The organism is Thalassotalea mangrovi, assembly GCF_005116735.1.
Classification (GTDB): Bacteria; Pseudomonadota; Gammaproteobacteria; order Enterobacterales; family Alteromonadaceae; genus Thalassotalea_A; species Thalassotalea_A mangrovi.
The window spans coordinates 30,685-54,960 of sequence record NZ_SWDB01000018.1 but is presented as its reverse complement, the minus strand read 5'-3'; the positions used below and the strand labels follow the sequence as shown (position 1 = coordinate 54,960).

Genomic DNA, 24,276 nt, shown 5'->3' with positions numbered 1-24,276 from the left:
ATGTCGCTATTTTCCTGACCCAAATAGTTAGGGCAATAAATAATGGTCTGCCAACAGGATGACGAACAATAGCATTAAATGGACGATGGAAAAACGAAACGTTTGCATCGCGGTATCCTGTTCGGCATTGAATTTAAGTTTCCAGGCATATCCTAAAAAGATCACGTTTAACACCACCGCACCAAGCAGATACAACCAGGAGCTCATTCCCACCAGATAAGGGATCAGGCTGACGATAAACAGCAATACCGTATAGAGTAAAATCTGGGTTTTAGTGAAATTAATGCCATGGGTTACCGGCAACATGGGAATGTTTACTTTGGCATAATCATCGCGACGATGAATCGCCAGCGCCCAGAAGTGTGGAGGAGTCCAGGTAAATACCAGCAATACCAGCAATAGCGCATGCGGGTGAATTTCATTGGTTACCGATGTCCAGCCAAGTAATGGTGGAATCGCACCGGCCAGGCCACCAATCGTGATATTCTGTGGCGTTGCCCGTTTCAGGTACATGGTATAGATTACCGAGTAGCCAACCAGACCAGACAAGGTCAGCCAGGCGGTCAGCGGATTTACCCAGACATACAGCAAGGTAAAGCCAATCACACTGAGAATAGCAGCGAAAACTATGGCGTTGTTGGTGGTAATGCGGCCATTGGGTAATGGTCGTTTACTGGTGCGAGCCATTTTTGCATCGATTTGTTGATCGACAATATGGTTAATAGCCGCCGATGCCGAAGACAATAACCAGATACCGGCAATACTCGGCACCATAATACTGGCAGGAATTGCACCGGGTAGTGCCAGGCACATCCCGACCAACGCCGTGAGCACAAGCAGCGCCACTACCCTGGGTTTAGTGATCTCATAATACTCTCGCCACAGAGGTACACTGGATGAGACAGAAACGGACTCTGCGCGATTGTCAGTGCTTAGCGACTTAGCAGCACCTGTGTCAGTGATGGTTTTAGACATGGGCATTCTCCGGGCGAGGTTTTAACAGGTAAGCCACCGTGATCAACGCCAGCATCAACAAAGCAGCGACCACATTATGAGCAACGGCAACAGCAAGTGGCAGTGAAAACAGAACATTAGATACACCCAGGACAACCTGGATTAGCAGTATCCCGGCCAGGCCTAAAGCAACGTTTTTCAGCTTCGGCGACTGCGCTTTGAAAAACAGCGTAAACGCCAGCCAGGCCAGATATACAAATGTGATCATCGCGCCAATGCGATGCATGGCATGAATTGTCACCCGTTCAGCTGCCCCTAAATGTCCGTACTCATAAGTCTCCAGTTTTGGTGGAACTAACTGGAATGACTCGGAAAATGTCAGTTGTTGCATCCAACCGTCATGACAAACGGGTAATTCCTGACACACTAAGGCGGCATAATTTGACGATGTCCAGCCCCCCAGGGCTATTTGCAGGGTTAGGATAACAATACCCAGCACGGCAAACGGGGTATATTTCGACAGCCCTGAATCCGTGGCGTTAACCCGAACTTTACTGACCCTGAGCAGTAACAGGTAGAGTAAACATAAGGTCAGGAACCCACCCAATAAATGGCCCATGACCACAATTGGCATCAACTTCATAGTTACTGTCCAGGCGCCAAGAGCCGCCTGGAACATCACCACAGCAACCATAAACATTGGCAGGTAGAGGGGCCCACCCTGTTCGCGGTTTTTAAAGGAAAGAATAAAGATAAGACCAATTAGCAGCCCCAAACTGCCGGCAAAATAACGATGAATCATTTCATTCCAGGCTTTGTGAGGTTCGACAGGGCGCTCGGGAAACACCTGCTCGGCCGCAGCAATTTCCGTTTCAGTTTTGGGTACATCAATCAATCCATAGCAACCAGGCCAGTCTGGACATCCAAGTCCGGCATCCGTCAGACGTGTATAAGCACCAAGCGAGATAACTACCAGCGCTAAAATCAAGGTAAGGATAATCAAAGGTTTTTTATTATTCATACGTCTTTCCTTTGTGGTTAAGGGGCATTATCCAATACGCGAATACTTCAATAGTTTTCGCATATCTGACAGTAAATCCTGAGAAAATTGTTTGAACTCATGTTCCGTTTCCGGGAGTTGATAAATCATCATCACATTGCCTAGAGGATCAGCCACATACACTTGTGTTGGCAGTACTCTGAGTGATGCTCTAAGCGATGGTGCCTGCACCTGCCAGTGATTGCTATTGAGTTTATCCAGCAATTGCCCGTTATTACCCTCGGGGTTTAAAACCAAAGGCGTAACTCGGCCGGTTTCACGACCCAGAGCGTGATAGGATTGATTGATGGAAAACAGGGCTTTATCGCATTTATCATCGCAGGCCTGCGGCAGCCCATAGATAATTAACCATTGCTTGGCATTGCTATCAACATCAATCCCAAGTTCGCTTAAATGCAATGGATTTTGTACCAGTTCACCCTGATTAGTGACCCCTTCGTTGTACCAGTGATTGTTCAGTGCAAGTTTGGCGATAATGACCGGTACCGCGAATACGCCAATAACCAGAATCAGACTCAGTCGAGATTTAAATTTGGATGTTGGAACATGACCATCTACCATGATTACTTCCTTTGTTTTTATATCCTGCCCAGATCATCAGAGATAGAAAAGCGAGTGCCAGGCTGAACCATTGCCAGGCATAGCCCCGATGTTTTTCCGGAGGCATAACGATTGGGTTCCAGTTCTTTTTATAACCAATTGCGACTTCGGGGTCGAGATAAATCACCACCGGTGCTAATTTCATTTTCAGTTGTTCCGCGAGAAATACCGGATCGATGTGTGGCTGTCGCTGAGGCCAGCCAGCACTGAGTGGCTGCTGACGATAAAATAAGGGTGGCTGCATTACCCGTAGATGCCCGGTAAGCGTTTGCACTCCCGTTATCGCCTCGATTTCAGGTAGCTTACTGCGGTCCACATCACCCGCCAACCAACCGAGGTTTACTATCACGGTCTGATTGCTTAACTCATCGGCAAAGGGCACAAAAACCCGATATCCAGTCCTACCCTGATCCGTTTGGTTATCGAGTAACAGTGGGTATTGATTGAGGAACTGCCCCTGTAATTTGACCGGTAAATCATTGATATGCTCGGTTGCTTGTTGCAAGTCTATCTGGTCCAACGTCAGCGGCTGTGTCTGTGTGAACGATTGAATTCGCGCCAGGCGCTCTGATTTTTCATCGGCACGTTGCCATTGCCACACACCAAGCTTGATTAATGAAGAAAATACCAGCAAGGTAAACACAATCCAGGTCCAACGCCAGGTGCGTATATACGATTTGCCTGATTCGTTTGAACTGTGTTGAGGGTTAATTGACTCGGCCATTACTACTTCTATAAAAACAACTACAAATGGGAGCTATTTTGAATACGTTATTTAAAATCCTGATCCTGGTACTGCTTGTCACCATGATCTACAACCTGGTGCTCGCCATGCGGCAAATGATTAAAAAGCCCGATGGTGAACAAAAAATGTCTAAATTCATCGGTCGTCGGGTAATGCTTTCGGCACTGATCATCCTGCTGATATTAATTGGCATGGCGACCGGCGTAATCACGCCAAATCCGCGACCTTTTTAATCGGTTGGGGCTAAGCCCCAACCGCACCTTTACTGTCTATAAGATGTAAACAAATACAAATAATAATACCCAGACCACATCAACAAAGTGCCAGTACCAACTGGTTGCCTGGAACGCAAAGTGGTTATCCGGGGTAAAATGACCGCGACTGACTCGCAAAAACATCACTATCAACATAATGGTGCCTAAGGTCACATGCATACCGTGGAAACCCGTTAGCATGTAAAAGGTATTGCCATATATGCCGCTGGTCAGGGTCAGGTCCATTTCCGCATACGCATGTTGATATTCCACCACCTGCAGTACTAAAAAGATTGAACCTAAGATGATGGTAAGCCCTAGCCAGGCTTTTAGCGCTGCACGTTTATTGTGCTCAAGCGCCACATGGGCAAAATGGGCCGTAAAAGATGACGTTAACAGCAGTATGGTGTTGATAAGCGGTAATCCATACCAGCCCATCGCCTCGGTTTCAGAACCGGCCGGGGTTTTTATCAATGGCCAGCTGGCCTGAAATTCTGGCCATAATACATTCCAGGTTTCGAAGTTATTACCTTCACCACCAAGCCAGGGTACCGACAACATACGTGCATAAAACAAAGCGCCAAAGAAAGCCGCGAAGAACATGACTTCGGAAAAAATAAACCAGCTCATTCCCTGGCGAAATGATGTATCCATTTGTGCCGAATACTTGCCGGACATCGACTCATCGATCACATTGGTAAACCATCCGAACATCATATAAATAATCAAAGCAATACCGGCGAGTAAGATATAGCCCCCTACACCCTCACCGGTATCCAGGTTTGCCACATAGCTTCCTGCGCCTATGGCAATTAAAAACAGTGCCAGGGCACCGACAATTGGCCAGTGACTCTGCTCTGGCACATAATACGTTTCGTAATCTTTACTAGACATAAGATTTCCTTCATTCCCCAATGTTTTAAGCCATGTGTTACCCGGATCAGGAATCCGTAGTCGCCGTTACGTCGTACAAGGTATACGACAACGTCAGCTCGGTTACATCTTCAGGTAATTCCGGATCGACATAAAACTGCAATGGCATCCAGACATCTTCATTTGCTTGTAGAGGCTGCTGGTTAAAACAGAAACATTCAATTTTCTGGAAATAATTCGCTGCCTGTCCCGGCGACACGGATGGTACTGCCTGAGCAACCGCATCGGCACCGGTATTATTCTTGGCGTAAAACTTTACAAATTTCATCTCACCCGGGTGAACCTGGATGGAATTCATTTCCGGTTTAAACTGCCAGGCCGCATTTTTCGCAGTACGACTTAAAAACTGTACGGTAATAGTACGACTCTCATCGATACCATTGGCCTGATAGGTTGTCGCCTCACTAGCGGTTTTGCCGTTTAAACCGGTTACTTCACAAAAAACGTCATACAGAGGTACCAGAGCAAAACCAAATCCAAACATCGCCACTACCGTAATCGATAGTTTAATCACCGATTTTTTAATTTGTGGTTGATTCTGCTCTGCCATAATCGCCCCTGTAATTAGTCAACTTTTGGTGGTGTTGCGAACGTGTGATATGGCGCTGGTGATGCCACCGTCCATTCCAGACCTTCAGCACCTTCCCAGGATTTTGCTTCTGCCTGTTTGCCGGCACGGACGCATTTAATCACCAGGGCCAGGAAAATCAGTTGCGACAGACCAAACGCAAAACCACCGATACTGACCCACTTGTTAAAGTCGGCAAACTGCAATGCATAATCCGGAATACGACGCGGCATCCCTGCAAGGCCCAGGAAGTGCATAGGGAAGAACAATACATTCACCGAAATGATTGAACACCAGAAGTGCCATCTTCCCAGGGATTCGCTGTACATATGGCCGGTCCATTTCGGCAACCAGTAATAAACCGCTGCAAAAATCGAGAATAACGATCCAGTTACCAGTACATAATGGAAGTGGGCAACGACGAAGTATGTATCGTGATACTGAAAATCTACCGGCGTCATCGCCAGCATCAACCCTGAGAAACCGCCGATGGTGAATAGAATCACGAAAGCGATGGAAAACAGCATCGGTGTTTCAAAGGTAATGGCACCGCGCCACATGGTCGCGACCCAGTTAAACACTTTCACTCCGGTCGGTACGGCGATTAGCATGGTGCAGTACATAAAGAACAACTCACCGGCTAATGGCATACCCGTGGTAAACATGTGATGCGCCCAGACAATAAATGACAAAAACGCAATCGATGCCGTGGCATAAACCATTGAGCTGTAACCAAACAGTGGCTTACGGGCAAATGCCGGGATAATGGTGGAGACAATACCAAATGCCGGCAGGATCATAATGTAAACTTCCGGGTGTCCGAAGAACCAGAAAATGTGCTGGAACAATACCGGATCACCACCTCCGGCGGCATCAAAGAATGATGTGCCAAAGTAAGTGTCGGTTAACACCATAGTGACCGTACCCGCCAATACTGGCATTACCGCAATTAACAGGTACGCGGTGATAAAGAATGTCCATACGAACAGTGGCATTTTCATATAGGTCATGCCCGGCGCTCGCATATTCATGATGGTAACGATAATATTTATCGCCCCCATGATTGAGGAAATCCCCATAATATGCACTGCGAACACGAAGAAGGCCGTGCTGCCGTTAGAGTAGGTCGTCGACAGTGGTGCATAGAAGGTCCAGCCAAAATTCGGACCGCCGCCTTCCATAAACAGCGAAGCCAACAGAATTGAAAAGGCAAATGGCAGGATCCAGAAGCTCCAGTTATTCAGCCTTGGTAACGCCATATCCGGTGCGCCGATCATCATCGGGATCATCCAGTTTGCCAAACCCGTAAAGGCCGGCATAATGGCACCGAAAACCATGATCAGACCATGTACGGTCGTCATCTGGTTAAAGAAATCCGGCTCAACAATTTGCAGTCCTGGCTGGAATAGCTCCGCCCGAATCACCATCGCCATTGCACCACCGGTGAGTAGCATAATAAAAGAGAACCACAGATATAATGAACCAATGTCCTTATGGTTTGTGGTTAAAAGCCAGCGTTTGATGCCTGTCATTTTATGATCAGCATGATGATCATGTTGTGCATCCACATTATCCATAGTGTCTGTTACCGTCGTCATGTCTTACCTCTTATTCTTTTCCGGCATCAATATCGCTTGCCTGCACAAGCTCACCAGTATCATTACCCCAGGCATTACGCTCGTAGGTAATTACCGCCGCCATGTCACGGGCACTTAGTTGCCCTTTAAAGCCCATCATTGCGGTACCGGGTTTACCGTTTTTAACCATCTCAATATGCGCTGCAACATCTCCGGTTACCATGGCGCTGCCTTTAAGCGCAGGAAACGCTGGTGGCATACCGGCACCATTGGCCTGGTGACAGGCAGAACATTTAGCCAGGTAAACTTTTTCACCTTCGGCCATCAGTTCTTCCATCGTTGCCGGCTCATTGGCCGGCGCCGCATCAACGGTTTTCTCCTGAACCAGGGCAACGGTTTCGACCGCTTTCGTTTCAGATTCAGCATCGATAGATTTTTCAGGTAGCTTCGCCGACTGAGGAGTCGCGGATAACGCATTCACATCAGCTGGCTGAACCATATCACCGGTGTTATTACCCCAGGCATTACGCTCGTAAGTGATAACAGCAGCAAGCTGCTTAAGATTTAATTGCTTGCCAAAGCCTGCCATTGAGGTACCGGCTTTACCATTGAGAACAATATCGATATGCGCGGCCTGATCCTGGGTAACCATAGGGCTTCCTTTCAGTGCCGGGAATGCAGGCGGCAGACCCATACCATTAGGCTGGTGACAGGCTGCACAGTAAGCTGTGTAGGTTTCTTGCCCTAATGCCATCAGCTCTTCCATGCTCATATTTGTCGCCAGAGATTCCTGTTCGGCCATCTTCGCCGCAGCGATTGCCTGATTTTGCTCTTCCATCCAAAGGGCATAATCCGCTTCCGATTTCACCTCGACAACGACCGGCATGTAACCGTGGTCTTTACCACACAATTCCGCACATTGTCCGCGATAGATGCCAGGTTCATTAACCTTGGTCCAGGCTTCGTTGATAAACCCTGGGTTTGCATCCTGTTTGACGGCAAAATCCGGCACCCACCAGGAATGAATAACATCGTCTGAAGTGATCAGAAACCGGACTTTTTTATTCGCAGGAATGACCAGAGGTTTATCAACTTCGAGCAAATAGTGCTCGCCTTTGGTGACATAATTACCTTCACGGTTGTCGAACTGATCTCGCGGCGTGGTCAGAACGGAATAAAATTCAACATCGGAGTCAAAATATTTGTAGTGCCATTTCCACTGGGAGCCGGTAACTTGAATGGTGATATCCGAGTTATCATTGTTTTCCATGGCGATCAGCGTTTTCGTCGCAGGCCAGGCCATACCGATAAGAATTAAAATGGGGATTGCCGTCCAGAGTATCTCTACTTTGGTGCTTTCATGGAAAGTGGCGGGCTTGACGCCTTTAGACTTGCGATGAAATATCATTGACCAGAACATGGCACCAAAGACCACAATACCAATCGCAGTACATATCCACATCACCAGCATATGCAGCCCGAACACTTCCTGACTGATATCGGTGACACCTTTGGTCATGTTTAACTGCATGTCTGCCCAAGCTGTGCTGGAAAACAAACTTCCCAGTAACAGCCAACCCAGGTTACGTCTCTTCACTAGACATCTCCTCTGCATTAGCGAACAAAGACAGAAACAAGGACAGGATACTACTGAATTCTATGTCGCAAATTTCCGTAAAATTTATTGTTATTATCAAGGGCTGGATGATAGTGCTGGACAACAACGTCTGACTAATGTTCAGCAACCCTCGGTTTCTTACGTACCGCAAACCTACGTCAAAGGGGTGGTAGGATTAGCGTAATTATTATGATTTTGACTAATTCATGGTCTAGGATTACTCAATTTTTAATCAAGGTCTAGTGGTTTAACGTTGAAAATTGAGTTTTTTTTAGACTGAATCTGTAGAGTAATTGCTCATATCTTGAGCGCAGTAATTGATTTTAGCGGGATAAGATTTGTTTTACTGATCATTGAGTTATAGATAAATAACTGAAAACCTAGGTGACAACTGAGCAATTAATGAGCAATCAACTATTAAATTTCAGAGGGAGGGGGAAGTAACTACCTGAAAAGGGACCGGCCATGACCCCCTGGATGTGCATTCAGGTAGTTAAAAAGAAAATCGTACAGATAAAAATAAATGACTCTAATAATCACAAAACGAATTAAAATCGCTGGCCATACAGGTGAACGGAATTTTTGGTGGTAACATTATTAGTTACTTAACCCTTCCACCTTGTCACTCAGCCTTCTGATTACATCCAATCGGCATTACGAATCACCCCGACGGCAATACCTTCAATATTAAATTGCTGACTGGCAAGATCGACTTTAATGGGCGCAAAATCTTCGTTTTCAGCGTGTAGGTACACCACATTACCCTCGCGCTTGTAGCGTTTCACCGTGACATCATCTTCAACACGAGCCACGACGACCTGGCCATTGTGAATGTCGGTGGTTTGATGTACCGCTAGCAAATCACCATCAAGAATACCGATATCCTTCATACTCTCGCCATTTACCCGCAACAGATAATCGGCACTAGGGTGGAATAGATTACCATCAATCTGGTATCTGTCTTCGACGTGTTCCTGGGCAAGAATCGGTTCACCGGCAGCGACCCGGCCAATCAATGGCAGCCCGAGTTCTTCATTATGCTCGTCGGCAAGTCGAATGCCACGCGACGTGCCCGGTAACATTTCAATAAAGCCCTTTTTGGCAAGTGCCTTTAAATGCTCTTCCGCCGCATTCGCCGACTTAAAGCCAAAAAATTCGGCAATTTCCGCCCGAGTCGGTGGCATTCCGGTATCGGCGATCTTTTCTTTTATTAAATCAAAAATTTGTGATTGGCGCGGTGTCAACGGACGCATAACATTCCTGTCTATCTGTACAGTACATTGTACTGTCAGTATATACAGTTGATGATGAAAAGCAAACCCAAAATTGACACAGAATTTTTTTTAAAATCCAGCCTTAAGATAAATTTATGACCAACATCCCGTTAATAAAAACAACTAATCAGCCGTTATCTGACGATCGGATCGAGAATGGTACTTACTGCGCAATCGTGACATCGCGTTGTCGATGGCCTCTTGTTCCCGAATTGCCAGCACATCGGTTCTGACCTGATCTTTAATCCGCAGGTAGGGGATTTGCTCAGGGGCATACGATGCCAGCACTCTTACCAGATGCAATCCGTTTTCACCTGGAGCCAGAGCAATCCATGCGCCTTTTGTCGCCGCCTGTAACTGTGCTAATTGTTCATCGTCATACATTGCCCGCAACACACTCAATCCATAGCGGTTAAATGTACGTCGCCTGACCGAATCAATTTCCTGCAAGTCTGGATGTTGCGCTAAAAGGGACAAGGCCTGAGCGACGTCTGGGGTTGTCATCGGTAGATGAAATTGCTCAAAACTGATCTCGAAATCCGATTGATAGCGATGCAGGTTGCTGGAGTAATAATCAATCAATTCACCTTCGTCGGGGTAGCTGATATCACTCACCATTATCTGTCGCATTCGTTCCACTAATGCTTTGCGAACCATGGGATCGTTTAAATGAAGACCCAGCTCAAGCGCCTCATAAAACAATATCTCGCGATCACGATATTGTTGGGTCATTTTCGCCTGCTCTGCTGCGGTGATATGCTGACTTAGAAGCTGAACCGGCTGCTCAAAATGGCGTTGCATCGCCTTACTCGAAAAAGCGACTTCATTATGAACCGGGGATTGCATCAGGCTATCAATATAAAAAATTAGAGCACCAGTGAGCATAAAAAGCCATAGAGGGTCTTTTAGATAGCGCCTAATCCTTTGCATAAACCTATCCTAATCTCGTCCATTATCTTTTTTGGATTTCTTATCCACCAGCTGCTGTATCGGCTCGCCAGTGGCGTAGTTGCGGTCAATGTCTTCGCTCTTTTCTTGCTCTTTACCCTGCAAACCCGCTTCCGGCTGTCGATGCTCAGTCGTCAACGGTGAAAAATAACCTTCTTCCACTATACCTTTCTTGCGCAGGGCTAAACCTGTAAGGCATGCGTTTACAATGTAGTTGGCGTTCATTGCAGACCGGTATGTTGGGTCTAAGTTTGGCGCAAGTTCAACCAGCTCAAAACCAATAATATCGTTTTCGGCGCAAAGATAACGGACGATAGGTACCGCTTCGCGCATCGTCAGGCCACCTGGAACCGGCGTTCCGGTGCCGGGTATAAATGCAGGATCCAGGACATCAACATCAAATGAGATAAATAACTTTTCGGTATTCTCCCGAGCTTCGCGCAATGCATCTTTCATCACTGCAGGCCAGCCACGTTTTTCAACCTCAGCCATCGTATGGTAGCGCATGCCATTGTTGCGCATCCATTTAAAACCATCTTCCCCCGGCCAGCCGCCGCGCAAGCCTACCTGAATGAAATTTTTTCCTGGTATGTGGCCTTCTTTGATTAGCCGGTACACCGGTTGACCATGAGTGATAAAGTGGGCCCCACCTTTACCGGCATCGTAATGGGAGTCAAAGTGAATCACACCGAAACTACCTTTGCCATGAACATCCGCCAGTCCGGCGACATCGGGATATTCAAGGCTATGATCGCCACCAATAATGAACGGAATCGCCCCGGTTTGGGCAATTTCCGCGATCCGCTCGCGCACATGCCGGACACTGATTTCGGTACTCATGTTATCAACGCCAATGTCGCCGTAATCAACGGCAATAAGCTCTTTTGACGGATCAACCATAGTGGCCATATCAATGGCACCGATTCCTTCTTCATTACGCATCGCCATAGGGCCGAATTTCTGGCCTCGATGGTAGCTGCCCATATCGAGGGGAACGCCAACAAAAGCAACTTCGACTTTACCGGCAAGCAAGTCCTCCGGATAAAGTGCTACCGGAAAACCACCAAAAGTGGCGATGCCGCTTTTCGGGTATGCATACCGGCTAACATTGAAAGGGCCGGCTTGCCTTTCTGGTTCAACATCTTTTGGCCGCATAACTTTCCACCAGTTAAACCATGGGGCGTCCGTATTCAAGGGAATGGCTGCCAAATCCACGCCTTCGTTGTATGTTAGTTGCGACAATGATGACTGAACCGCATCGATATATGCGGCAATTTCTGCGGTGGATTTCTTTTCCAGGACGATGAGCAGTTTTTCTCGCGAGCCAGCAAACGTCTCCGCATCTTCGGTCTGTAGAAATCTTCGTTTTTTGACCGGTAAAGAAGTGATCCTTTGAGACAGCCACTCGGGCAGTTCAACCAGCTTCTGTTCCTTTGCGGAATCATTCGCGTTAACCGAACTCGCTACGGTCAGGAATAGCACCAGCAAGCCGAACGTTAACAGCTTTGGCAAAACCGGGTTTTGGTAATTTAATGGTGCGAAACTCATGTCTGGTCGCTTCCTAAACCTGAACTCAACAGTAATCATAAGCATCGATTTGAATCTTAATAAATTCAAGTTTTACAGCTAATTAGAAAAAAATTAATGAATCAGAGAATGTGCGGTGTGAGGGATAGTTAACGGTATTGCGAGTCCTATTTGGTTCTTGTCACGGCCACATAAAGGCTGCCAGGAACCCGTTAACGGCATCGGCAATCTGCTTAATAAACCGTCAAAAAAAAAGATTGCATCTTAAAAAAAAACAACTATTATCCGCACACTTCTTGTTGATAGCCAATCCAAGTACATCGCATTCGCGGCAAGGCAATAGAGCAACTATCCAAGAGTGAACTTGAATGTTTAATTATATTTGAATCGCTCGAACCCAGACTGGGTTTTTAGTTTAGTTTTATTGACGATACGCGGAGAAAATGCAATGTCTGTCACCCCTATTTCAGCGTCGGAATTTTCCGAGCAATCGCCTGTGGTTGAACAAGCACCAGGAGCCATGAACCGGCAGTTAGCCGAATCTTTAGTCCAGCAATTTGGTTCACCATTGTTGGTGCTCGATTGTGACATTGTCCGCACCCAATACCATGCGTTGCAGCAGGCCTTGCCAAATGTCGACTTGCACTATGCTCTGAAACCCCTGCCACATCCGGCGGTTGTCAGCACGTTACTGGCTGAAGGTGCATATTTTGATTTAGCGACCAATGGTGAAGTAGATCTGGTAGCCAGCGTTGGTGTGCCAGCGGATCGTACAATTCAGACTCATCCGATTAAACGCGACAGCGATATCCGGCATGCACTGACATACGGCTGCAATGTGTTTGTTGTTGATAATGTTAATGAACTGGAAAAGTTCGAACCCTATAAAGGCCAGGTAGAACTACTGGTTCGGGTGAGCTTTCCCAATGCCGATGTCCTTGCCGATCTGTCGAAAAAATTTGGCTGTCGCCCTGAACATGCGTTAGCTCTTATTGAGCGAGCGTTTGCACTCGGTATTCGCATCAAAGGCCTGTCGTTTCACGTGGGTTCGCAAACGAAAAGTGGCGAAAAATATGCCACCGCTATCCGTCGCTGCCAGGCGATCATGAACCAGGTGATTACGGCTGGCTTGCCACCGCTCAGTACGCTCGATATTGGCGGCGGATTTCCGGTGAAATATACGCCGGATGTCATCGGCATTAATGAGTTTTGCGCACCGATTCGCCAGGCTCTTAACGAACTACCAGAGACCGTTCGGGTGATTGCTGAACCTGGCCGCTATATTGTCGCGCCGGCGGTGACCAATATTGCCTCGGTGATGGGGCAGGCAGAGCGAAATGGCCAGACCTGGTATTATCTTGATGATGGTATTTACGGTTCGTTCAGTGGCTTGATGTTTGATGAAGCGAAATATCAAATTACCTCGCTGACACAAAGTACAGAAATTTATCCGGCGGTTCTGGCAGGGCCTACCTGTGACAGTATCGATGTCATCGCCGATTCAATTTTACTGCCAAAATTAGCGAACAATGATTTAATCATCAGTTCGATGATGGGCGCATACTGTTCTTGCACCGCAACCGATTTTAATTTCTTTAAGCGCGCCGAGTTTGTGGTGCTTAACGAACAACAAAATCAGGTCGCTATGCACAGCGCATAAACATCTGCTCTGGCATGCTTATTTTGAGTTGATATTAGCCAGTCTAATTCTGTTAAGGCTGGCTGACGCCGTATTTTACAGTTTTACCGCTTTTGCCATCATTTCCCGCCCTTCAGTTTCCACATAATCTAAAAATACTTTAGCGATGGGAGACAACGTTTGTCCTTTTATCCACGAAAAAGACCACTGAGATTTTATCGGTAGCGAATCGACGTTGATTACTTTTACGTCGTATATTTCACCAAATGCCAGGGTATGAGCGGACAAAATCGACACTCCAAGGTTCGATAATACCGAATGGATAATGGCTTCGTTGCTGGCAATAGTCATTCGTACATTGGGTTTTACCGGTTGCTTTGCAAAGAAAGCTTCTGTGGCAAAGCGGGTGCCGGAACCATTTTCTCGAATGAGAAAGTCTTGCTGACAAAATTCCTCCAGTGACACCCGGTTCTTTTTAGTCAGGGGATGGCTCGCCCCTGCGATTGCAACCAGATCATTTGCCATAAATTCAATAACATCGATATCAAGGCCCTGAGGCAGGTGACTGAACACATAAAAATCATCAAGTCCCTGCTCTAGCCGTTCAATCACCTGGCGTCGGTTTGCTACCGTAAATTGAATTTCGATACCTGGATAGCGCTTACAAAAAGGGCCAAGCAGATGCGGAATGAAATACTTCGCCGTCGTTGCACATGCCAATCTCAGGGTACCCGTTTTTAGCCCGCGTAAATTAGACAAGTGCATATCCAACTCTTCACAACGTTGTAGAATATGTTTTGCTGTATCAATAGTTGCCAGCCCGGCATCGGTAAATTTTAATTTTTTACCAAGCTGTTGATACAGGGGGAGACCTATAGCTTCAGAGAGTTTTTTCAATTGCATGGACACGGTAGGCTGGGTAAGAAACAAGCTTTCCGAGGCAGCCTTTATGCTGCCGCCGCGATAAACTGCCAGTAAAATTTCTAATTGCCGGAATGTGCCAATATGCGCGTGTAAACGAGAAGCCATAGCAATCCCTCCCCTCAATAAATAGATAAAAATCTAACACAAACTTAGTTTATATCTATTTTTATCTAATTTATGGCAAAGGTAAAATCCTGCAAATTCTGATTTGGAGGTCATATGAACAAACATACCTGTTTTTTTGCCCTGGTCACCAGCTGTATCCTACTGGTGTTCTATTGGCTGGGCGCACGCATTGGTCACAATGCGCCCGGTTTTATCATTACCGCACTGCTTATCCTAGTGATTATCCTGATTCACACGTTGAGGTCATTGCTGGACAGAAAAACCAGCAGCTTGCCCCTCAACAACGTTAATTTAATAACAGGGGATAAGTAAGTATGAGCATTGATGCGGTTGTGGCATTTTTCCTGCTGGGAATAATTTGCCAGTTATCTGGCGCCAAACTGGCGTTTAGTGATGGATTATATAAATCGATCAGTATGTTTTTGATGATCGCGATTGGCTTAAAGGGTGGTATCGCCCTGCAACAGCATTTAGATATTGCACTGCTGAAAATGTCTATGTTCGTGATACTGTTTGGTGCCATCCTTCCGTTGCTGGCATACCCAATGCTGCGTTATTTCGGTGATATCAATAAAATAAATGCCGGCGCCATTGCCGCTCATTATGGCTCAGTTAGCGTCGCCACTTACGCCGTTGCCATTGCCTTGCTGGAAGCAAAAAACATTCAATATGAGGCATACTTTCCTTTATTCGTGGTGTTATTGGAAATGCCAGCGATTTTCACCGGACTAATCCTCGCCAAGGGAAATCTTTCGGCGGTCAATGTAAGTTTTATCAAAAAAGAACTGGTAGCCAATCAGAGTATCCTGCTGATGGCAGGTAGCTTAATCATTGGTTATTTTGGTGGACAAAGCGTCGAAAAGCTCAGTCCATTCTTTATTGAATTATTTGCCGGTGTACTGGCGTTATTCCTGCTTAAAATGGGATTGGTCGCGGGTAAACAATTGTCATCCCTGCGTCAAAACAGCCTGTTTTTGATTTGCTTTGCGATATTAATGCCTCTATTGGGGGGCCTGGCAGGGACTGGTCTTGGTATCTTTCTGGGGTTCACGGCCGGTGGCGTTGCATTAATGGCGATTCTCGGCGCCAGCGCCTCGTATATTGCGGTACCAGCAGCGATGAAACAGAGCCTGCCAGAAGCTAACGCCGGTATGTCAATTACCGCCTCGCTTGGTATCACCTTTCCCTTTAATGTCATGTTGGGTGTGCCATTCTTTATTGCTCTAGGGCAATATCTGGTTCAATAATTTCTACCACGCCAGGTACTAGAGGCGTTAAAAGAGAAATTTTCTTTAGCGCCTGAAATACCAATCACATTAAGTTTGTGCACAACTCAGAGTTAGGGCAGAGGTTCAGTTACAACATAGATTTCATTGATATAGTCATTCTATCTTATTGAAATATAGGGCCGTATATGGGCCTCTGATTAACTCCCTACGGGTGAGTTTTAAAGGCGTTTATCCGGCGTTATTGATTTTGGCTGATTTTGATAACGGAACGACCATTCTCTGCAATCAAAGCCTTGTCTAAACGCCTTTAAATTCTCACTGAGTGAGCAATAATTTAATGTGATTGGTATAATTACTCAGTTAAACTTAACGGTATTAAGTCTGGCTTTAAAGAATACGCACGTATGACCAATCAACAACCTAACAATCCTTTACATGGCGTTACCCTGGAAACGATTGTTGTAACGTTACAGCAAAAATTCGGATGGAATACCCTCGGGGAGCATATCAAGATCAACTGCTTTCGTAGCGATCCATCGGTAAAGTCGTCATTAAAATTTTTGCGGAAAACACCCTGGGCCAGGGCTCAGGTAGAACAATTGTATATTGATACTATCGTTCACGGTGAAGACCTGCTGTCCGACAGCGTTCAGGACCCGGATCCCTGGGCAAATTTTCAGGGTAAGTGAGCAAAATCATGGTTTGTTTCAAGCCAGTCCCGGGCAGGCTGAGTAACCCATTAATTAATCGGCTAAAATTTGCTCATTGTAGAATACTCATTAGTATTAGTGATATCATTGCCTGATATTTTTTTACCACATTTTTTGAATTAAGTTCTGTATGCGATCATTGTTTTATTTCCTTCTGTCCTGGCCAATAAAAATCCTGGTTCGCTGTAAAATTGTCCCTGATAATCCTCAGGAATCTTTGCAGCTGGAAGACAATAAGTCGGTTTTCTATATTACCCGTCATCAGTCTGCAAGTGACTTGCTCACCCTACAGATGACCTGTAAAAAATTAAACCTGCCGGATCCCCTGCAAACGGTGGACATTAATGGTAAGCAATTTAATCGCTGCTTGTGTCTTGATAAACCTTCGTCAGTATTCCCATGGCGCCAGGCTGCCGACACTAAAGCCATCGACCAGGGCCAGGCATTACTGAAGTTGCATCAGGACAATCCGGAGCAGGATGCTAAACTGGTGCCGGTAAATATCTTGTGGGGCCGTGCCCCGCACAAAGACAAGGCCGATGTCGGCACTATGATCGCCGATCAGGAGTCTCCCAGCTGGTTCCGTAAATTCTGGATCGTGTTATTTTCCGGCCGCGATACCTTAGTACGCTTCTCTAAAGCCGTATCATTTCGAGAAATGGTAGAACAACAAGGCAGCGATGAAGTTGCTGCCCATAAACTGATCCGTATCGCCCGATTCCACTTTCACCGCCAAACCGTTGCCGCTACCGGCCCGCGGTTAATGGATTTACAACAAAAGTTCACCGCGTTATTTGCAAACCCATCAATCAAACGAGTGATTGCCGATGAAGCTAAAGCCAAAGGCATCAGCGAAGATGAAGTGAAAATGCAGGCACAGGCGATGATGACGGAGATTGCCGCCGACTATCGCGACAGCACCATCCGGGTTGGTCAACGTATCCTTAACTGGCTCTGGAATCGACTTTACGATGATATCGAGGTAAAACATGGCGATCGCTTACGTGAGTTGTCGCAGGCTGGGCATGAGATCATTTATGTACCATGTCATCGCTCACATATGGACTACCTGCTGTTAACCTATGTGATTTATCAGCAAGGGCTGGCAACGCCGCGCATTGCCGCTGGTATCAATCTCGATTTCTGGCCTGCCGGGCCAATATTCCGCCGTGCGGGCGCCTTCTTTATTCGCCGCAGTTTCCGGGGTAATCGCCTGTATTCGACAATTTTCCGTGAATATCTCGGTTTGTTATTTGCCCGTGGTTACCCGGTTAAATATTACACCGAAGGTGGACGTAGTCGCACCGGCCGTTTGTTACAGCCGAAAACCGGTATGCTGGCAATGACCATTCAAAGTATGCTGAAAGGTATTGATCGTCCGCTGACACTGGTGCCGGTATATATTGGCTATGAACATGTGATGGAAGTGGCCAGCTACCACAAGGAATTAAAAGGCAGTTCGAAGCAGAAAGAATCAGCATTCGGTATTATCAAGGCGATTCGCAAACTACGCAATTATGGCAATGGTTACGTGAATTTCGGCGAACCTATCAATATTAATGAATTTTTAAATAAACAGGTTCCGGACTGGAAGCAAAGTATCGATCCTATTGATCCGCCCAAGCCAAGCTGGCTGACACCGGCAGTAAATACCATGGCGAACCAGGTGATGACTGAAATCAATAAGGCGGTCGCTTTAAACTCGGTCACCTTATCGGCTTTGGTTATGCTTACCGCCGAACAAAATGCGATAACCCGCGAAGAGTTAATCGAGCACCTGGACTTTTTCCTGAATGTGCAACGCAAGGCGCCGTACAGTGACGAAATGTCGATCCCGGAGGAAACTGGCGAACAGCTGGTTGAGCAGGTTATCAAGCTCAACAAAGTGGAAGTGGAAGACGATAAACTTGGACAAATCTTATCCTTGAGCCAGAACGCCTCGCTGGAGATGGGCTATTATCGTAACAACATCCTGCACGCCTACATTCTGCCGTCTTTGATTTGTCGCTTGTTAAAATCCTATGAAAAGCTTACCACCGAAGAGATGGTCAGTTCGGTTACCACCTTGATTGCCCTGTTTAAAGCTGAGCTGTTTTTATGGCAAGACCAGAAACAAATTCAGGCACAGGTCGAAGCGCTATTAAACGTGTTTGATGAGCAGGATTTAATCAAACAAAGCAAGGCAGGGTACTGGTCAATTATTGATGAGCATGAGCAAGGCTTTAAACTGACACTGTTATCTGCCTGTGTCAGCGAGACAATTCAACGTTACGCTATCGTGCTGAAACTTATCGCTCAGTTGCAACCGGTGAGTCGCACTACGTTAGAAAATGACGCCACCGCCCTGGCAAGTCGGATGTCGACCCTGCACAACATCAATGCACCGGAATTTATTGATAAAAAAGCGCAAAGTGCCATTATCAATTCTCTTCGCGATCATGGATTTATCCATACTGACGACAACGGTAGCTTCCTGGCGACTGATAAGTTTGCTGCGCTGGATCAACTGATTCGTGATCTAACCGATGATGATGTACTGCAAAGTATTCTCCATTCTTAAAACGGGGATTCAGAGGTAACCTTGACGTATCGACGCCGATTCATTTCGTTATTTGTCAGCCTGGGGTTGTTTGCACACCCCCTCCTGGCTGAACCGGCCGACTTAAACGTTCCGGCTTTACCTGAGCCAGTTGCCAACAATGCGGTGGCTTTAGTCAGTAATGACAAGGGGCAATATCTGTTGTCGTTTATGGGTCTTGGCAAGGGTAAAACTTACCGGGATGTGCACAACAGAGCCTATGCCCTTGAGCTTGGTGAAAATCAATGGCGATCAATATCATCTGTGCCTTCAAGCCTGCCATTGCCAGGTCGACTTGCCGCAGTTGCGGTGGGCATTAACGAGTATGCCTATCTCTTCGGTGGCTATACGGTCGCTGCCGACCATCAGGAAATTTCCAGCCCTGACGTGTTTCGCTATGACATTAGTGAGGATACCTATCAACGACTGGCACCGATGCCAGTTCCAGTTGATGATGCCGTCGCCCTGGTTTATCAGCAACGTTATATTTATTTAATCAGTGGCTGGCACAATGCCGGCAATGTCAACCTGGTACAGGTATACGATACTCAAACCAATACCTGGCAACAAGCTTCGCCATATCTGGGCCAACCGGTATTTGGCCATGCCGGGGCAATCTGGGAAAACCAGATGATTATCTGTGATGGCGTTAAAGTGGTACCCAGGCTCAATGCCCGTCGCATGTATGCGCCCGAGCCTGCGTGTTACCGTGGCAGTATTGATGCCGACGATCCCCTTAAAGTCGACTGGCGATTAATCGCTCACCCGACTGGCAAGGCGAAATATCGCATGGCCGCCGCGGCCAGCAATGGGCAATTCGTTTTTGTAGGCGGTTCCACCAACCCATATAACTACAACGGTATTGGCTATGACGGTAAACCATCTGACGCCAGCAGCGAAACCTGGATCTATGCAGCCGATAAAAACGCCTGGCAGGTGTATGATGGTGCGGGTAATGAATCTGCACTAGCCACTATGGATCATCGTGGCCTTATCGTTGTTGGTAATCACCTACTTACCGTGGGAGGCATGGATAATAAACAACAGGTGCTGGACAAGGTTATCATCCGCAAATTGCCTGCCAGCCACTAACGTTTATTGTGGTCGCTATTTTGGTTTGTGAACAATGAGGGCATACCAATCACAGCGGCTTAGCAATTCGTGTTTGCCCTTAAGATGACTTAAATCTGCAGTAAACAGTCCCCTGGCACACCTTTTTTATTTCCATTGCCTGATGTTTTTGCTAAAGTTTTTGTCCTACCGCCGTAGCCCCTGAGCGCAAAGAAAGCGTCAGAAAATCCGGCATTTGGCCCTGCACCAGGAATAAGGAATTTAACAACGATGCACGCCATTTCCGCTCGAATCATCACTTCAATTCTGGTTGTTCTGTTGTTAGTTACCAGCAACGCTGCTCGTGCCGAACTGGTAAAGCAGGAAATCGAATCCACTAAGGACTTTCAATTCAAAGGGCAAACCTATCAGGCCGTTTCCGGTATTTTTCATTTTGAATTTGATCCCGGGCACAAGGCTAATCAGGCAATTACCGATATTGCCCTGGCCCCCAAAGGTACAAATGGCCAAGTCTCAGCGACGGCAAACTTTTTTATCATTCAGGCCAAAGATCCAAAGCACCGAAAAGGCGCGCTGGTTGAAGTGAGCAACCGCGGTTCGAAAGCGGCACTGCGATATTTTAATCTGGCAGAGCGTTCCAACTACCCGAATGCCAGCAAGTTGCTGGGTGACGGTCTGATCCAGGAGCTGGGTCTATCACTGGTCTGGGTAGGCTGGCAGGGCGATGTTGCCGCTGCCGAACATGCCATGCTCGCGCAGTTACCCATTCTTGAAGGTATCGAAGGCTTTGCCCGCAGCGACTGGACGTTGGATACCCCCCATTCTCAGCTATCGATTGCACACCGTCCCGGCATTGATGTGGTCTATCCCATCGACTTAGAGAAGAAAGATCAGGCCTGGTTAACCCGACGAGAAGGTCGTGATAATTTACGGGTAGTAGTCAGTAAAGAGCGTTGGCAATTGACCGATAATGGCGAAATTATTATTGGCGATTTTCAGCCGGGCATTTATGAGTTGGTTTACCCGACCAAGAATCCACAACTTACCGGATTAGGCCTCGGCATCATTCGTGATACCGGCGAATTCCTGAAACGGGACAACAGTCCCTATAAAGTCGGTAAAACCCTCGCCTTTGGCGTATCGCAAACCGGTCGCTTCTTACGCCATTTTCTCTACCAGGGGTTTAATGAAACCGAGTCTGGAGTGCTCGCCTTTGATGGTATGTTTATTCATACTGCCGGAGCCGGACGTGGTAGCTTTAACCACCGGTTCGCCCAGCCTTCCCGGGATGCCCACCGGATGTCGGCATTTTTCTACCCAACCGATATCTTTCCTTTTGCCAGTGCGCCACTGCGGTCGCAAATCAGCCTAAAAAAAGATGGCTTACTAAAACGCTTCCACGAGACCTATTACCCAAAGGTTTTTTATACCAATACTGGCTATGAGTACTGGGGCCGAGCTGCCGGTTTGATCCATACCAACGGCATCTATGATGTCGAGCCGCTGGCGAATGAGCGTATTTTTCATTTGGCCTCAACCCAGCATTTCGTGCAGCCGCTGGAAGATGTGCAACAGGTTGGTAAAGACAGTCGCTTATATCAGGGCAATGCTATTAACTTTTTGCCGCATTTGCGCGCCCTGCTCGGGCAGTTGACCGATTGGGTGGTTAATGACCAGGTTCCAATCGATAGTCGTTACCCTAAATATGCCGACCAGACGTTGAGTAATTTCTCGCATTTTCAGCTGCCAGAATGGTTAAACATTCAAAAACCTTTTAAGCCCCATACTGCTTATGAGGTGGATTACGGTAAACGCTTTGCAACGGGTATCATTGATAATAACCCGCCATTGATCATGGCAGAGATTGTGCCACCGGTACCAAAAGTCGACGACAACGGCCATGAATTGGGCGGCATTCGTCATCCGTTAATCGAGGCACCAATCGCCACATTTTTACCCTGGTCATTGCGACATGGTAAATTTGCCAGCAACGAGATGGTGGATTTTCGTGGTGGTATCTACCAGTGGCCAGAACAGCGGATTCGCAAACGTTACGCCACTAAACAAGAGTATTTACAGCACGTCACCAAAGTATCGGAGCAACAAATAAAGGCCGGCGTATTACTCGCTCAGGATAAACCGGGGATATTAGCCCAGGCTGAGTCGTTATGGGACTGGCATTTTTCAATCAGAAATTAAGCGTTAAATCAAATAACAGGTAGATAATTTAAGCTACTAAATTATCTACGAAAAAAATCATAGTTTTTTTCTCTGGGCCGTGAAAATGGATGATCTTCAACTAAACTCATAAGTCTTAATGATGTGTTTTTGGGGAGATCATTCATATGCCGAGCAAATGGTTATCGACACTGGCAGCAACCGCTGCTCTTTCACTCTCATCCTTTTTTACACTAGCCGCGGATAAGCCCAATATCCTGGTGGTGTGGGGTGATGATGTGGGGATATGGAATATCAGTGCTTACTCCGATGGAATGATGGGCTACAAAACGCCGAACATCGACCGTATTGCCAATGAGGGGATGCGATTTACCGATTATTATGGTGAGCAATCCTGTACCGCTGGCCGCTCATCGTTTATCACCGGGATGAGCGTATTTCGCACCGGCCTGTCGAAAGTTGGCCTGCCCGGCGCCGAACTGGGAATGAGTGAAAAGGACATCACCATTGCTGCGGCGTTAAAAGAAGAGGGTTATGTTACCGGTCAGTTTGGTAAAAACCACCTGGGCGATCGTGACGAACACTTACCCACCAATCATGGTTTCGATGAATTTTTTGGTAACCTCTATCACTTAAATGCCGAAGAAGAACCAGAAAATCGCGACTATCCAAAGGATCCGGAATTCCGCAAAAAGTTTGGTCCTCGTGGCGTCATTAAATCCAGTGCCGATGGCAAGATAGAAGACACCGGTCCGCTCACCAAAAAACGCATGGAAACCGTTGATGAAGAAACCGCAGCGGCAGCGTTGAAGTTTATCGAAAAAGCGGTCAAAGATGACAAACCCTTCTTCGTCTGGTGGAGCGGCACCCGCATGCACTTTCGCACTCACGTTAAAGATGAGCTGATGAACGATCCGAAAAATGCCAAATATGATGAGTACCAGATTGGCATGATGGAGCATGACAGCCATATCGGGTTGTTTTTGGATAAGCTCGATGAGCTGGATATCACCGACAACACCATTGTCTTTTACTCGACTGACAATGGACCACACATGAACACCTGGCCAGACGCGGCAATGACACCGTTCCGTGGCGAGAAGAATACTAACTGGGAAGGTGGCTGGCGGGTACCGGCGATGATTCGCTGGCCCGGTAAAATTAAGCCAAACAGTGTAACCAATGAAATTGTTCATCATATGGACTGGTTACCCACCTTCCTGGCTGCTGCTGGTAACGACGACGTTAAAGAGGACTTACTGGATGGCTATAAAGCCATTGGCCGAAATTACAAAAATCATCTTGATGGTTATAACATTCTCGATTTACTGACCGGAAAAGCGGATGAATCACCGCGTAAGGAGATCTTTTACTTTTCCGATGATGGTGACTTAACGGCGTTGCGTTATGACCAATGGAAACTTATTTTTATGGAGCAACGGGTCGAGGAAACCTTTGAAATCTGGGCCAATCCATTCACTCCATTGCGGGTACCGTTAATCTTTAACCTGCGTCGTGATCCGTTTGAGCGTTCACAGAAAACGTCAAATAATTACTATGACTGGATGATTGATCGCGCCTATTTGCTAGTGCCAGCTCAGGCATATGTCGGTAAATTCCTGGAAAGTTTTAAGGAATACCCACCTAGCCAGAAAGCGGCGAGCTTTAGTCTCGATCAAGTGATGGAAAAACTGCAGGAAGGTGGCGGCAGTAAGTAGCGACAACGTCACCGTAAAAAAGTGAACTTCGGTTCACTTTTTTGT

Annotated in this window: 21 protein-coding genes; 9 read left to right on the top strand and 12 right to left on the bottom strand. The window is 46.8% G+C overall.

Annotated elements, in window-relative coordinates; all coding sequences use genetic code 11:
* Positions 1 to 27: 27 nt before the first annotated feature.
* Genes cyoE through E8M12_RS08080 form a run of 4 tightly spaced genes read right to left on the bottom strand, consistent with a single transcriptional unit; the run spans position 28 to position 3,338 of the window.
* Positions 28 to 975: a heme o synthase gene (gene cyoE / locus E8M12_RS08095; protein WP_136735605.1), complete on the bottom strand. Its 948-nt coding sequence runs from the start codon at positions 973 to 975 to the stop codon at positions 28 to 30.
* Positions 968 to 1,975, bottom strand: a complete 1,008-nt coding sequence (locus E8M12_RS08090) for a COX15/CtaA family protein (protein WP_136735603.1) — start codon at positions 1,973 to 1,975, stop codon at positions 968 to 970. The genes cyoE and E8M12_RS08090 overlap by 8 nt, the downstream gene beginning before the upstream one ends.
* Positions 1,976 to 2,002: 27 nt before the next feature.
* A complete protein-coding gene (locus E8M12_RS08085) occupies positions 2,003 to 2,575 on the bottom strand; it encodes a redox-active disulfide-containing membrane protein (protein ID WP_136735601.1) in 573 nt (190 codons plus the stop codon).
* Positions 2,541 to 3,338, bottom strand: coding sequence for an SURF1 family protein (locus tag E8M12_RS08080; RefSeq protein WP_136735600.1), 798 nt, complete (start codon positions 3,336 to 3,338; stop codon positions 2,541 to 2,543). Before E8M12_RS08080 ends, E8M12_RS08085 begins: the two co-directional genes overlap by 35 nt.
* A gap of 38 nt (positions 3,339 to 3,376) precedes the next feature.
* On the opposite strand from E8M12_RS08080, the gene E8M12_RS08075 reads away from it, so the two are divergent.
* Complete coding sequence (locus tag E8M12_RS08075) at positions 3,377 to 3,592, top strand: DUF2909 domain-containing protein (RefSeq protein ID WP_281277709.1); 216 nt, start codon at positions 3,377 to 3,379, stop codon at positions 3,590 to 3,592.
* Between the two features lie 36 nt (positions 3,593 to 3,628).
* Here the strand turns inward: E8M12_RS08075 and E8M12_RS08070 are convergent, their stop codons facing one another.
* From E8M12_RS08070 to E8M12_RS08040, 7 genes are all read right to left on the bottom strand, one after another.
* Positions 3,629 to 4,507, bottom strand: coding sequence for a cytochrome c oxidase subunit 3 (locus E8M12_RS08070; RefSeq protein ID WP_136735596.1), 879 nt, complete (start codon positions 4,505 to 4,507; stop codon positions 3,629 to 3,631).
* Between the two features lie 46 nt (positions 4,508 to 4,553).
* Entirely contained in the window at positions 4,554 to 5,096 is a 543-nt protein-coding gene (locus tag E8M12_RS08065; RefSeq protein WP_136735594.1) for a cytochrome c oxidase assembly protein, read from the bottom strand.
* A gap of 14 nt (positions 5,097 to 5,110) precedes the next feature.
* A complete protein-coding gene (gene ctaD / locus E8M12_RS08060; RefSeq protein ID WP_136735592.1) occupies positions 5,111 to 6,712 on the bottom strand; it encodes a cytochrome c oxidase subunit I in 1,602 nt (533 codons plus the stop codon).
* A gap of 10 nt (positions 6,713 to 6,722) precedes the next feature.
* The gene (gene coxB, locus E8M12_RS08055; RefSeq protein WP_246034071.1) at positions 6,723 to 8,222 is read right to left on the bottom strand and encodes a cytochrome c oxidase subunit II; all 1,500 of its coding nucleotides are present in this window, start codon (positions 8,220 to 8,222) and stop codon (positions 6,723 to 6,725) included.
* 725 nt (positions 8,223 to 8,947) lie between these two features.
* Positions 8,948 to 9,562, bottom strand: coding sequence for a transcriptional repressor LexA (gene lexA, locus E8M12_RS08050; protein WP_136735589.1), 615 nt, complete (start codon positions 9,560 to 9,562; stop codon positions 8,948 to 8,950).
* Positions 9,563 to 9,706: 144 nt separating this feature from the next.
* Positions 9,707 to 10,513 carry a peptidylprolyl isomerase gene (locus E8M12_RS08045; protein ID WP_136735587.1) on the bottom strand — a complete coding sequence of 269 codons (807 nt, stop codon included), beginning with the start codon at positions 10,511 to 10,513 and terminating at the stop codon, positions 9,707 to 9,709.
* Positions 10,514 to 10,522: 9 nt separating this feature from the next.
* Entirely contained in the window at positions 10,523 to 12,079 is a 1,557-nt protein-coding gene (locus E8M12_RS08040) for an agmatinase family protein (RefSeq protein WP_211245008.1), read from the bottom strand.
* 427 nt (positions 12,080 to 12,506) lie between these two features.
* Between E8M12_RS08040 and E8M12_RS08035 the strand changes: the two genes are divergently transcribed.
* Positions 12,507 to 13,718 carry a type III PLP-dependent enzyme gene (locus E8M12_RS08035; RefSeq protein WP_211245007.1) on the top strand — a complete coding sequence of 404 codons (1,212 nt, stop codon included), beginning with the start codon at positions 12,507 to 12,509 and terminating at the stop codon, positions 13,716 to 13,718.
* A gap of 75 nt (positions 13,719 to 13,793) precedes the next feature.
* Here E8M12_RS08035 and E8M12_RS08030 read toward each other — a convergent pair whose 3' ends face one another.
* Positions 13,794 to 14,726, bottom strand: coding sequence for a LysR family transcriptional regulator (locus E8M12_RS08030; protein ID WP_136735586.1), 933 nt, complete (start codon positions 14,724 to 14,726; stop codon positions 13,794 to 13,796).
* A gap of 114 nt (positions 14,727 to 14,840) precedes the next feature.
* Here E8M12_RS08030 and E8M12_RS08025 point away from each other — a divergent pair, with 114 nt between their 5' ends.
* From E8M12_RS08025 to E8M12_RS07995, 7 genes are all read left to right on the top strand, one after another.
* On the top strand, positions 14,841 to 15,059 hold the full coding sequence (locus E8M12_RS08025) for a hypothetical protein (protein WP_136735584.1): 219 nt from the start codon (positions 14,841 to 14,843) through the stop codon (positions 15,057 to 15,059).
* A gap of 2 nt (positions 15,060 to 15,061) precedes the next feature.
* A complete protein-coding gene (locus tag E8M12_RS08020) occupies positions 15,062 to 15,994 on the top strand; it encodes a sodium-dependent bicarbonate transport family permease (RefSeq protein ID WP_136735582.1) in 933 nt (310 codons plus the stop codon).
* A 386-nt stretch (positions 15,995 to 16,380) separates the two neighbouring features.
* The gene (locus tag E8M12_RS08015) at positions 16,381 to 16,665 is read left to right on the top strand and encodes a VF530 family protein (protein ID WP_136735580.1); all 285 of its coding nucleotides are present in this window, start codon (positions 16,381 to 16,383) and stop codon (positions 16,663 to 16,665) included.
* Positions 16,666 to 16,816: 151 nt separating this feature from the next.
* The gene (gene plsB, locus E8M12_RS08010; RefSeq protein ID WP_136735579.1) at positions 16,817 to 19,246 is read left to right on the top strand and encodes a glycerol-3-phosphate 1-O-acyltransferase PlsB; all 2,430 of its coding nucleotides are present in this window, start codon (positions 16,817 to 16,819) and stop codon (positions 19,244 to 19,246) included.
* 21 nt (positions 19,247 to 19,267) lie between these two features.
* On the top strand, positions 19,268 to 20,356 hold the full coding sequence (locus E8M12_RS08005) for a Kelch repeat-containing protein (RefSeq protein WP_438363457.1): 1,089 nt from the start codon (positions 19,268 to 19,270) through the stop codon (positions 20,354 to 20,356).
* Positions 20,357 to 20,605: 249 nt separating this feature from the next.
* Positions 20,606 to 22,534: an alpha/beta hydrolase domain-containing protein gene (locus E8M12_RS08000; protein ID WP_136735577.1), complete on the top strand. Its 1,929-nt coding sequence runs from the start codon at positions 20,606 to 20,608 to the stop codon at positions 22,532 to 22,534.
* Between the two features lie 146 nt (positions 22,535 to 22,680).
* Positions 22,681 to 24,231, top strand: a complete 1,551-nt coding sequence (locus E8M12_RS07995; RefSeq protein ID WP_136735575.1) for an arylsulfatase — start codon at positions 22,681 to 22,683, stop codon at positions 24,229 to 24,231.
* Positions 24,232 to 24,276 lie beyond the last annotated feature (45 nt).

What these genes read in the sequence shown, in the direction of transcription:
- E8M12_RS08080 (WP_136735600.1), bottom strand. Translation starts at nt 3,338, where the DNA reads ATGGCCGAGTCAATTAACCCTCAACACAGTTCAAACGAATCAGGCAAA.
- coxB (WP_246034071.1), bottom strand. Translation starts at nt 8,222, where the DNA reads ATGCAGTTAAACATGACCAAAGGTGTCACCGATATCAGTCAGGAAGTG.
- E8M12_RS08090 (WP_136735603.1), bottom strand. Translation starts at nt 1,975, where the DNA reads ATGAATAATAAAAAACCTTTGATTATCCTTACCTTGATTTTAGCGCTG.
- plsB (WP_136735579.1), top strand. Translation starts at nt 16,817, where the DNA reads ATGCGATCATTGTTTTATTTCCTTCTGTCCTGGCCAATAAAAATCCTG.
- E8M12_RS07995 (WP_136735575.1), top strand. Translation starts at nt 22,681, where the DNA reads ATGCCGAGCAAATGGTTATCGACACTGGCAGCAACCGCTGCTCTTTCA.
- E8M12_RS08070 (WP_136735596.1), bottom strand. Translation starts at nt 4,507, where the DNA reads ATGTCTAGTAAAGATTACGAAACGTATTATGTGCCAGAGCAGAGTCAC.
- E8M12_RS08020 (WP_136735582.1), top strand. Translation starts at nt 15,062, where the DNA reads ATGAGCATTGATGCGGTTGTGGCATTTTTCCTGCTGGGAATAATTTGC.
- E8M12_RS08025 (WP_136735584.1), top strand. Translation starts at nt 14,841, where the DNA reads ATGAACAAACATACCTGTTTTTTTGCCCTGGTCACCAGCTGTATCCTA.
- E8M12_RS08030 (WP_136735586.1), bottom strand. Translation starts at nt 14,726, where the DNA reads ATGGCTTCTCGTTTACACGCGCATATTGGCACATTCCGGCAATTAGAA.
- ctaD (WP_136735592.1), bottom strand. Translation starts at nt 6,712, where the DNA reads ATGACGACGGTAACAGACACTATGGATAATGTGGATGCACAACATGAT.
- E8M12_RS08000 (WP_136735577.1), top strand. Translation starts at nt 20,606, where the DNA reads ATGCACGCCATTTCCGCTCGAATCATCACTTCAATTCTGGTTGTTCTG.
- E8M12_RS08035 (WP_211245007.1), top strand. Translation starts at nt 12,507, where the DNA reads ATGTCTGTCACCCCTATTTCAGCGTCGGAATTTTCCGAGCAATCGCCT.
- cyoE (WP_136735605.1), bottom strand. Translation starts at nt 975, where the DNA reads ATGTCTAAAACCATCACTGACACAGGTGCTGCTAAGTCGCTAAGCACT.
- E8M12_RS08040 (WP_211245008.1), bottom strand. Translation starts at nt 12,079, where the DNA reads ATGAGTTTCGCACCATTAAATTACCAAAACCCGGTTTTGCCAAAGCTG.
- E8M12_RS08045 (WP_136735587.1), bottom strand. Translation starts at nt 10,513, where the DNA reads ATGCAAAGGATTAGGCGCTATCTAAAAGACCCTCTATGGCTTTTTATG.
- E8M12_RS08085 (WP_136735601.1), bottom strand. Translation starts at nt 2,575, where the DNA reads ATGGTAGATGGTCATGTTCCAACATCCAAATTTAAATCTCGACTGAGT.
- E8M12_RS08065 (WP_136735594.1), bottom strand. Translation starts at nt 5,096, where the DNA reads ATGGCAGAGCAGAATCAACCACAAATTAAAAAATCGGTGATTAAACTA.
- E8M12_RS08015 (WP_136735580.1), top strand. Translation starts at nt 16,381, where the DNA reads ATGACCAATCAACAACCTAACAATCCTTTACATGGCGTTACCCTGGAA.
- lexA (WP_136735589.1), bottom strand. Translation starts at nt 9,562, where the DNA reads ATGCGTCCGTTGACACCGCGCCAATCACAAATTTTTGATTTAATAAAA.